The organism is Bradyrhizobium ferriligni, from assembly GCF_056837965.1.
Genome location: NZ_JBXEJO010000053.1, coordinates 58,543 through 68,076, shown reverse-complemented (window position 1 = coordinate 68,076; position 9,534 = coordinate 58,543). Strand labels below are relative to the sequence as shown.

Sequence of the window (9,534 nt, the reverse complement as noted above, 5' to 3'; positions counted from 1 at the left end):
CTCTTCCGCTGCGACCGGTGGTCAAGGTGCATCCAGCAGCCCGGGTGCAGCAAACCCGGGCGCGACGATGAACGATCCGAAGTCGAAGGAAGGCAGTGGTAGCGGCAGCGCCATGAAGCATGAGACGATGCCGAAGGACCACATGAAGAAATAGACCGCAGCGGAACTGATCGTCGTTCGCCCGCACTCCTCAACGACCAATGGGCCGCCGGGCGTGAAATCCCGGTGGCCCATTCCCGCTAAAGCATGATCCGGAAAAGTGCGAAGCGGTTTTCCCTCGCGACAAACGCGGGACGCGTTTGCGCGGAGATCATGCTCAAACTAAGAGCTAAAGCGCGATGACGATTCTACCCAATCTCATCGCGCTTTAATGGATCATGAGGGCTGCGGCGATGCCGAACGCCGTGAGCGTTGCAACCGCCAAACTCATCAAGGTTATCGCTACAGGCCTGGGCATGAATATTAAACCCGCTGACGCAGTAAAAGGTTGCTGGTCGCCGGACATTGCCGCGTTCCGCGAAGACGACAACGCACCCCGTAGCGGCCCCGCGGGCAAGGATCCGGATTCCCGGGGGTCAGTGCACGAAAGCCAGCATCAGCGCAAAGGTGACCAGCGCGTAAGTGCTGGTGACGGTGATGCCCAAATACAGACGTTCCATTGCGGCCTCCTGACCTCAAGGCGCCGCCCCCGCGCCATCAACCTAGCGCCCGCTCCGGCGCCGAGCAGTTGGAATTCCGGGTCATGGTAGATCTACGGGACCGTCCATCCGGGCTAGCCCCTGTAAGCTGCCGGCGCCAACCCTATGGGCTTTGCGTCCGACCGAAGAAGTAACCCTCTCTTTCCAATTGCCGGCCTGTTGGGCTTGTCACCGTGCAGACCGTGAAGGTGGAGGACGGGGGCGAGGCCATTGTCGGCAAACGTCATCCAGCATGCGAACGTGGTCGTCTCCGACCAAGAGCAGGCGTCCGCGGCGCGGGCACTGAGGCCCGCAGGCGCCAGGCGGCGACATGATGTCGCCGATGCCGGGCGGGACGCAGAGGCATGAGCAATCACATCAGAAATACCGGCCCGGTGCTGGCGAGCCCACGTTGCGGCGCCAGGACCCGCTCGGGCGGCGCGTGCCGCGCGCCGGCGGTGCACGGCAAGACGCGCTGCCGCGTGCACAGCGGCGCACTGGCGCGCCAAGGACAAACCGGAACGCGCGCAAGCACGGCCTGTTCAGTAGGAAAGCGATCGCCGAGTGACGGTGGATAGCCGCAACCAGGGACGCCATCGTTGGAGTATTATTTCCCAAATAGGAAGCTCGGCGTACCGATGCTGTTCGTCACAACATGCCTTGCAGCGCTAGTATACACTGTGCGGCCGGGCCGATTCGCGCTCCTTGCCAATCAGGCCCTTTCCTACATCCACAAGAGGCCAATCTTATGGATTTCGATAAAGCGGTCGCCCGTGTCTATGAACATCTGGAAGAGGATCGCGTGGAGAGCGCGGTCATGGGCTGTCTGCGCATCGCGCGGGGAATAAAGGACCACGTCCACGCAGCGATCTTCCTAAGAGAGCTTTATCCCGACAAAAACGAAGTCGCTCGGGCCCTTTACCACGATATTTCTGGGCTGAATAAAGAAGCACAGGGCTACGTATTCAAGTTCTCGGGGGAGCGATGGCTCGAATTGCATACGGTTGACACGTTCACGTCTGATGAAGATCGCCGCAAGCCCGAGGGCGAGCGGCGCAACGTATTCATAATCAGCGCAGGTGAAATCGACGGCGAGCTGCAGCAATGGGAACGCGCCATCAACGACATGGCGCTTCCTGCCGGTATGGGTGAGTTCGATACGGCTGCGTTCACGGATCGCCTGCTGCATGAGAAGATGAGCGTACGTATGCGCATCAAAGCGCTGCAAACGATCAAGGCCCGACTTAAGACTCGATGCCTGAATTATGCGATTCAGATCGAGCGCCAGATTGACTTGCAGCGTCATAGCCAAGGTTTCCTGGAAGGCGCTCAGAATGAAGTGAATAACTTCTTCAAGGCACGCTCGGAAGACGTATTCGCGAAGCTGCAGAAAGCAACACAGCTTGCCGTGTCGGGCGATCCTGAGGAGTGCGCATTACTTCTCGCTGAAGTGCGCCGCGCCTTGAAGGCCGCAGCCGACTTCTTCTACCCCGCTTTGCCTGGCAAGGTGCGGTGCGCCGACGGTATCGAGCGGGCTATGGGCGATGAACAATACCTGAACCGCTTGCATCAGTTCGTGGCCGAACACGTTGTGCGTTCGACGTCCAAGGAAATGCTTGAAACCGAGTTAGATCACCTCACAGCTTTCATTCGCCGTCTCAATGAAATGGCATCCAAGGGGGTTCACGGCACCGTTACGTTTGCGGAAGCCAAGCAAGGCCTGATCGGCCTGTACTTCTTTCTCTTCAACTTGTGCCAGCACCTGACCAAGGAAGCCCCCGTCGCTCGCGTAGCTGAATAATGCTGCCACCAATCGCGCCGGTAGTTCCAGCCTTACGGAGGCGAGCGGCGCTGGTGCCTACCTGCCGATCTAACCGGACCGCCAGATGGCTCACAGTCTCGCGAGATCGGCGGACACTCGACGGTAGTGTCTCGGTTCAAAATTAGAGGTTATCGGCGGTAAGCACCTCAATGTCGTCAGGCTCGACTATTACATTCTGCTTTCTGGCCTCTTCAAACATTAGTTCGTGAGCGTCACGTCATGAGCCACCGAGGTTCTGGTTGAAGATGACCTCGCGGGCGTCCCCAAGCTCTTTGCGCAGCCAGAGCTGAATTCCGTTACGGTGACGGTGCGCTTAATTTCCAGTCTCGATATGGTCCGCGCATTACCGGCGCTGAACGACGCGTTGCGCGCTAGACCAGTTGGGATGCCGACACAAGGCAGGATGAGTATGGTCCAAATACAGTGTCATGCATCAATTGAATGCACTATCACCGTAATTCCAGCAGGATCCGGTGCGCCAAGGGCGAACCGGATCGCGCGCAAGCACGGCCGGTTCGCTCGCGAAATGATCGCCGAGTGGCGGCAGATTCGGACGTTGCTGCGTGACGCGCGGAAGGTGCTGGAGGGAATGAAGTAATGCTGCTTGCCCGCCCGGCTTTGTGCAGCTTGCGGCGCGATCAAGTGACACGTCCCTCATGTGTGTATGCGGATTTCAATCCGAGGCCTGCGTTATTTTCAGAAACAAATTTCCGGGCGAAATGGCCGCCCGAGTGTGTCATCACAGCGGAATTGTTTGCTCGATAGACGGCACGACCCAGGATAAATTTCATGATTGTGCGGGGACTTGTTTTTGTCATCCTCGCCGTTTTCCCGGCAGGCGCAATTGCCAGAAGCTGGTTTCTCAATGGCCTCGGGAGCAGCGGCATTTATCACATCTGGGAGTTCGGCGACGATGGCCTGGTGTCGAGCCTGACGCCGGCACTGTCGCCGCCCGATGGCGTTCTACATTTGGCGTGGCCATCCGCGATCGCGCCGGATGCGCATACCCGGCGTCTTTATGCATCAGCCTATACGACGGGCTGGTTTCAGGTGCGGCTCTGGACGTCGACGAATGGCGGCGCCTGGATTCCGCAAGGAATCGCCTTCCAGTCGGACGCGTCCGAGCCCGGTGGGATCGGCCCGGCGCAGGTGGTGTATGAGCCCGGAGCAGCCGAACCATACATGATCTATTACCTCGACCGCGCGTCGAAGCAGATCAAGCTGGCCACCAGCGTTGACGGCATGACATTCAAGCGCCATGGCGCCGTGATCACCCCCTCACTGCCGGAGGAGGCGTCCGGGCTGTCGATCAGCTATGCCTGTCGGCGCGCGAACGGTGAATATGTCATCTTCTATCACGGCTACTACAACAACACGCAGAATGCAGTCGCGCTGGTTGCCACGGCAGATAACCCGCACGGCCCGTTCACGAAAAAGACCATCATTGCGCGGCCCGATGGTTTTGCATCGACGCTTTCCGCCAATCGTCTCAATGCCACCGCCACCGCTGACGTTGCGGTGCCGCTGGGGATTCCCCTGCTGGTCGGTGGCGGCACGGCAAGACAGGAGGCCAACGTCGCAATCAAACAGGATGAGACGACGATCTGGTTCGAACGGCCGTTCGTGTTCGATCACGTTTCGGATCGTCTGGTTTCGGTCTCACGAAACAAGGTGGAGTTGTCCTACGCCCAGGAGCAACAGGACGGCAGTTGGCGCGGAGTCTTCTCGTTCTATAATCCAGACCCCGGGGTCGCTTCAGAATATACGACGGAGGGGAGCGCTCGATCCCTGACGGCGCCATGGTCGTATTCAAGAACGGGCTTTCGTTTCAAGCCATGGTATCGCGGCGGAGAAAATTCGACGGAGAACCCGACGCCGCTTCTCAGCGACGACGCGTGTTCGAGCTAGAATGGCAGGCGCATTGTGCCGCCGGCTTTGATGCTCCAGACGACGCCCCCGCTTCCGTCGTGACCGTCCACGGTTCGGCTGCGGCTGACGAGGCAGCCGCTGGGCTGACCGAGGACCATCCGCTTCAGCCCGAACTATTCGCGGAGCTGTTCCTGGAGGCCGTTGCGCAATCGAGGGCGATCTGCCAATTTCAACCTTTAATAGACGGGCGATCCATATTGCGGGCACAGGATGCGACATGCCTGTCAGCGTGAGGCCAAGACCCGGACACGGAGCGCGTGAAGACGTCTGATGCCCGAAACAGGTGAATTTCAAGAATCCGGTTCGACCGACTTGCAGCGCGCCTTCGCGCAGGCTGTCGCGCTGCATCAGCGGGGTCAGTTGGCGGCAGCAGAGAAGATCTATGAAGACATTCTCCGACAGCAGCCAAACAACTTCGATGCGCTGCATCTGTTGGGCCTGATTTCCGCGCAGACCGGCCGTAGCGAGCGCGGCGTCGACCTGATCCGGCGGGCGATCAGGCTCAACGGCAACGTCGCGGACGCGCACAGCAACCTGGGCAACACGCTGCGCGCGTTGCGCCGCTTCGACGAAGCGCTCGCGAGCTTCGATGAGGCGATCGCGCTCAGGCAAGACCTTGCGCCGGCGCTCTACAATCGGGGACTTACGCTCGCGGAGCTTGGGCGCCACGAGGAAGCGCTCGCAAGCTACGATCGCGTGATCGCGCTGGTGCCTGACCATGCGGATGCCCATCGAAACAGGGGCGCCGCGCTGAGAAAGCTGGAGCGGCCCGAGGAGGCCCTGGCGAGCCTGGACAGGGCGATTGCGCTCAAGCCCAACGATGCCGGCGCACACAACGATCGCGGCAACGTGTTCAACGACCTCAAAAGGTTCGATGATGCGCTCGCGAGCTACGACCGGGCACCGGGAATCGCCGGCGCGTGCTACAATCGGGGCAACGTGCTGGTCGATCTGGACCGTCTCGAAGAGGCAATCGCGAGTTACGACAGGGCGATCGCGCTCCAGCCCGACTATGCCGAGGCCTACAACAACCGCGGCTCGGCGCTGTTCAGGCTCAGGCATCACGACGCGGCGCTCGCCAGCATCGACAAGGCGATCCAGCACAAGGGCGACGATGCGGCTGCCCACGCCAACCGCGGCAAGGTTCTATCCATTCTGGCGCGCTACCCCGAAGCACTCGCTGCCTATGACAAGGCCGTCGCGCTCAAACCGGACCAGGCCGACATCGAAGGCTATCGTCTGCACGCCAAATCCCACATTTGCGACTGGGCCGGCTTTGACGCCGGGTGCGACCGACTTATCGAGTTGATCAGGACTCGGAACGCAACGACGCCGCCATTTCTGTTTTGTAGCGTTCCTTCATCGACCGCCGACCAGTTGCTATGCGCCACGCGATGGACCGCGAAGAATCATCCGCCGTCCTTAAGCCAGCGCTGGCGAGGCGAGCGCTACCATCACGATCGAATTCGCATCGGCTATTTCTCGTCGGATTTTTGCAACCACGCGACATCGCTTTTGATGGCAGGGATGTTCGAGTGCCACGACCGGTCGAAATTCGAGACGGTGGCAATCTCATGGTCGCCCAACGCCCCCTCGGAGATGCGTCGACGGCTGGAGGCGTCGTTCGATCGATTTGTCGAGGTCCGGGACATCAACGACGATGCGGTCGCCGACCTGATCAGACAATTGGAAATCGACATCCTGGTTGATTTGAAAGGCTTTACCGGGGGATCCCGCACCAGAGTCCTTGGCCGCCGGCCTGCCCCCATCCAGGTCAATTATCTGGGTTACCCGGGAACACTCGGTGCCCCGTTCATCGACTACATCATCGCCGATCGTACCGTGATCCCGGATCACCATCGCGAATTCTACAGCGAAAAGGTGGTCGCTCTGCCCAACAGCTATCAGGCTAACGACGACAAACGCGCTATTTCCGATCGCGTGTTTACGCGCGACGACGTGGGGCTGGCACCGACGGGCTTCGTGTTTTGTTGCTTCAACAACAACTACAAGATCACGCCTAACATGTTCGATCGGTGGATGAGAATTCTCGGCCGTGTCGAGGGCAGCATGTTGTGGCTCCTCGAAGCCAACGCCGACTCTGCCGCAAATTTGCGAAAGGAGGCGGTCGCGCGTGGCGTGGCTGCGGAGCGCCTTGTGTTCGCGCCGCGTATGTCGTTACCCGACCATCTCGCACGTCATCGCCTCGCCGGCCTGTTCCTCGACAGCACTCCCTACAACGCCCACACGACCGCCAGCGATGCGCTATGGGCCGGCCTGCCGGTGCTGACCATTCTCGGCGACACGTTTGCCAGCCGGGTCGCGGCGAGCTTGCTTCATGCGGTCGGCCTGCCCGAGCTTATTGCGGAATCGCCGGAGGCTTATGAGCGCATGGCGGTCGATCTGGCGACCCATCCCGAGAAGCTCGCGGTGCTCAAAGCCAGGCTGGCGGCCAACCGGCTAACGGCGCCGTTGTTCGATACCAAACGTTTCACCCGGCATATCGAGGCCGCCTACACCGCGATGTATGAGCGTCACCGGGCGGGCATTGCGCCGGACCATATCGTCGTCCCGGCGTGACCGTTGCTGCCCAGCTGCAGTCGCTCATCAGCGTAGTCGAGGTCGCAGACGCCGCGATGCGGATCAAAACGGCCATTTCGCGTTCGCGGCCAATGCAAGAAGCACAGCGCTCTTGGCATTGTCGGTCGCCATTCCAGCCAGCCGGTTCGAAACCGTTCGTCCAACCGTCGAGGCGGCCCTGGTCGAATGCCGTGACGAGCTTCTTTCCCGCGTTACTCGATCGCGCGACGGAGAGAGCGTTTACTGTGACAGTGCACTAGAGCATTTTCGGTTCTGATTGAATCAGAACCGAAGCTCTAGATTCTTGTTTTGACGCGTTTTCTTCACGCGAACCGGTGTCCACTTCGCTCGAAAACGCTCTAAATCGCCGACGAGGCTAAGTGCACGGCCACCGCAATTGTCCCTGAAGGTGCCCCTATGATCGCTTGCCCGACGCATTCTGCTCGTCAGCTTGCGCCCGCCATTGCTTGACGAGATCGCGTCTGCGACCGGGATAGCGCTCCTTCAACGGCTTGATGCGCGCGATCCGGTCTGCGCGGAAGGTGCGGAAATCCTTTCGCAGCTCACACCAGCCCGCGATGATCCGCCGGGCCTCGAAAAAGCCGAGCATAATTGGCCAGATGACGCGCGCAGTCTCCGCTCCCTTCGGGTCGCGATAGACGATACGGAGCTTATGCTGCTCGCGCATCGCCTGGCGGAGCATCTGAAGATCCACGGACGCAGTCCTGGGCGCCCCGCGGCTGACGTGAAAGCTCCTGTCGTCCACCCTGTCGCGCAGCTCGGCAGGAAGTACCGCGCCGATCTTGGAAAGCGCATTGTGTGCTGCGAATGCCAACCCCTCGTCCGTTTGCCGTTGCACCCATTGTACGCCCAGTGCAACCGCCTGAATCTCTTCTTCGGAGAACATTAGCGGAGGCAGGAGAAAGCCGGGACGCAAGACGTATCCGACGCCCGGCTCTCCTTCGATCTCCGCCCCCAGCGCCTGCAAGGCGGCAATGTCGCGATAGATCGTCCGCAACGAAACACCGGCCTCGTGCGCAAGGTCCATACCCGATACCGGACGCGAATGACGCCGGAGCACCTGCATGAGATCGAGGAGCCGTTCACTTTTGGACATGGAAGCAGTCTAGCACGCTCATGCCAGGAATTGGCAGTAGCCTGTCAGCCGACTGCGACGAGCCCTTTCCCGCCAATCTTCCGGCCTTTTTCGAGGTTCGTAATCAGCGTGATCGCACCGCCGAGCGGCACGGTTTCAGCAATCGGCAGCCTTAACTTCCCTTCTCCGGCTGCATCGGCAATGCCATCGAGAATGTCCGCGCGCGGCGTACACACGATAGGCTTCAGTCGCCGGTCAAAGGCCGATCGGAGAAACTTCATCGGGGTCGGGTCGATGTCCGCGAATACGCCGTTCCTGCCCGCGAGGCGCAGACCGACCGCTGTCGGCATGATGGCAGCGGTGTCATAGACGACGTCGAACCGATCACGGAGCGTCGACAGTTCGGTCTTGCGATAATCAAACACCTTCTGCAGGCCGAGATCACGAGCCCTTTGCATGGCTCCCGCGCTGCAACTGCCTGCAACAGTAGCGCCAAGCATCCTTGCAATCTGCACCGCGGCCTCGCCAACCGCGCCGGTACAGCCATTGATGAACACCGACTGGCCGCGCTTGAGGCCTGCCTTGTCTATCAGACCATTCCAGGCCGTGACGCCCGGCGTCCCGAGGCAAGCCGCGTCCGCGAAGGACACGGATTCGGGCTTCTTCGCGAGAAAGCTCTCGCTGGTGACGACCCCTTCGCCAAGCGCGCCACTCTCCTTGAGCCGCGCGAGACCAAAAACGGCATCACCCGGTTTGAAGCGGGTCACCTCGCCACCAACCGAAACCACGTTCCCGGAAAAGTCACTGCCCATGGCGCGTGGAAAGACCTTGCCCGTTATCATCTTCAGATAGCCGTTGCGTACCTTCCAATCGATGGGATTGATTGCGGCGAAGTTGACCTTCACCGCGACCTCGCCCCTGCCCGGGGACTGGGGCGCGACATCCTCGAGCTTCATGGTCTCGGGGCCGCCATATGCGTAGTATTGAATGCGCCTCACGATACGCTCCGCCGACGAGGTCAGTGGGGCTGGACCGTTGCCGCGTAAGCGGCGAACGGTGTCGCATCATAAATCACGCGCGTGGAAGCGATCTTGCCGTTCTCGACCGTGAGGTGCTCGGCCACGATGGCATTCGCCACGGGATGCGTATCCGCGTCATAAACGATCACAGCCTCCGCATCGTCGCCGAAAGCGGCGAGAAGCGTCAGCTTCTTGATCATTCGCGAAAACCCTTGATGAAAGCCGCGAAACGCCACGCTCCCGTTGAGTTCTCCGCGCGGCGAGTTGCAAACGATGTCGTCGGCGGAGATGGAGACGATCTTGTCCGCATCCCTGCTGGCCATTGCATCGAAGTAGGTGTGGGCTACAGCCAGCGCCTTGCCGTTACGTTCAGTCATCACGTATTCCTTTCCCTGCGGTGATGGACCGAAG

Annotated in this window: 7 protein-coding genes; 4 read left to right on the top strand and 3 right to left on the bottom strand. The window is 60.4% G+C overall.

Annotation, left to right across the window (positions count from 1 at the left end):
• Positions 1-1,042 precede the first annotated feature (1,042 nt).
• The 4 genes from AC1VNY_RS28465 to AC1VNY_RS28450 all read left to right on the top strand — a co-directional run bounded on the left by AC1VNY_RS28465 (position 1,043) and on the right by AC1VNY_RS28450 (position 7,008).
• On the top strand, positions 1,043-1,255 hold the full coding sequence (locus AC1VNY_RS28465; protein ID WP_482407680.1) for an HGGxSTG domain-containing protein: 213 nt from the start codon (positions 1,043-1,045) through the stop codon (positions 1,253-1,255).
• Positions 1,256-1,425: 170 nt separating this feature from the next.
• Positions 1,426-2,478, top strand: a complete 1,053-nt coding sequence (locus AC1VNY_RS28460; RefSeq protein ID WP_482407679.1) for a hypothetical protein — start codon at positions 1,426-1,428, stop codon at positions 2,476-2,478.
• An 810-nt stretch (positions 2,479-3,288) separates the two neighbouring features.
• Positions 3,289-4,407 (top strand): glycoside hydrolase family protein, encoded by a 1,119-nt coding sequence (locus tag AC1VNY_RS28455; RefSeq protein ID WP_482407678.1) that lies wholly within the window; start codon positions 3,289-3,291, stop codon positions 4,405-4,407.
• Between the two features lie 291 nt (positions 4,408-4,698).
• Positions 4,699-7,008: a tetratricopeptide repeat protein gene (locus AC1VNY_RS28450; protein ID WP_482407677.1), complete on the top strand. Its 2,310-nt coding sequence runs from the start codon at positions 4,699-4,701 to the stop codon at positions 7,006-7,008.
• A 415-nt stretch (positions 7,009-7,423) separates the two neighbouring features.
• Here the strand turns inward: AC1VNY_RS28450 and AC1VNY_RS28445 are convergent, their stop codons facing one another.
• Genes AC1VNY_RS28445 through AC1VNY_RS28435 form a run of 3 tightly spaced genes read right to left on the bottom strand, consistent with a single transcriptional unit; the run spans position 7,424 to position 9,500 of the window.
• Positions 7,424-8,125, bottom strand: coding sequence for a helix-turn-helix transcriptional regulator (locus AC1VNY_RS28445; RefSeq protein ID WP_482407676.1), 702 nt, complete (start codon positions 8,123-8,125; stop codon positions 7,424-7,426).
• 44 nt (positions 8,126-8,169) lie between these two features.
• Positions 8,170-9,102, bottom strand: a complete 933-nt coding sequence (locus AC1VNY_RS28440) for an NAD(P)-dependent alcohol dehydrogenase (protein WP_482407675.1) — start codon at positions 9,100-9,102, stop codon at positions 8,170-8,172.
• 20 nt (positions 9,103-9,122) lie between these two features.
• Positions 9,123-9,500, bottom strand: coding sequence for a nuclear transport factor 2 family protein (locus AC1VNY_RS28435; protein WP_482407674.1), 378 nt, complete (start codon positions 9,498-9,500; stop codon positions 9,123-9,125).
• Positions 9,501-9,534: the final 34 nt, after the last annotated feature.

Coding starts and splice junctions, on each gene's coding strand:
- AC1VNY_RS28460 (WP_482407679.1), top strand. CDS start 1,426: ATGGATTTCGATAAAGCGGTCGCCCGTGTCTATGAACATCTGGAAGAG.
- AC1VNY_RS28435 (WP_482407674.1), bottom strand. CDS start 9,500: ATGACTGAACGTAACGGCAAGGCGCTGGCTGTAGCCCACACCTACTTC.
- AC1VNY_RS28465 (WP_482407680.1), top strand. CDS start 1,043: ATGAGCAATCACATCAGAAATACCGGCCCGGTGCTGGCGAGCCCACGT.
- AC1VNY_RS28450 (WP_482407677.1), top strand. CDS start 4,699: ATGCCCGAAACAGGTGAATTTCAAGAATCCGGTTCGACCGACTTGCAG.
- AC1VNY_RS28455 (WP_482407678.1), top strand. CDS start 3,289: ATGATTGTGCGGGGACTTGTTTTTGTCATCCTCGCCGTTTTCCCGGCA.
- AC1VNY_RS28445 (WP_482407676.1), bottom strand. CDS start 8,125: ATGTCCAAAAGTGAACGGCTCCTCGATCTCATGCAGGTGCTCCGGCGT.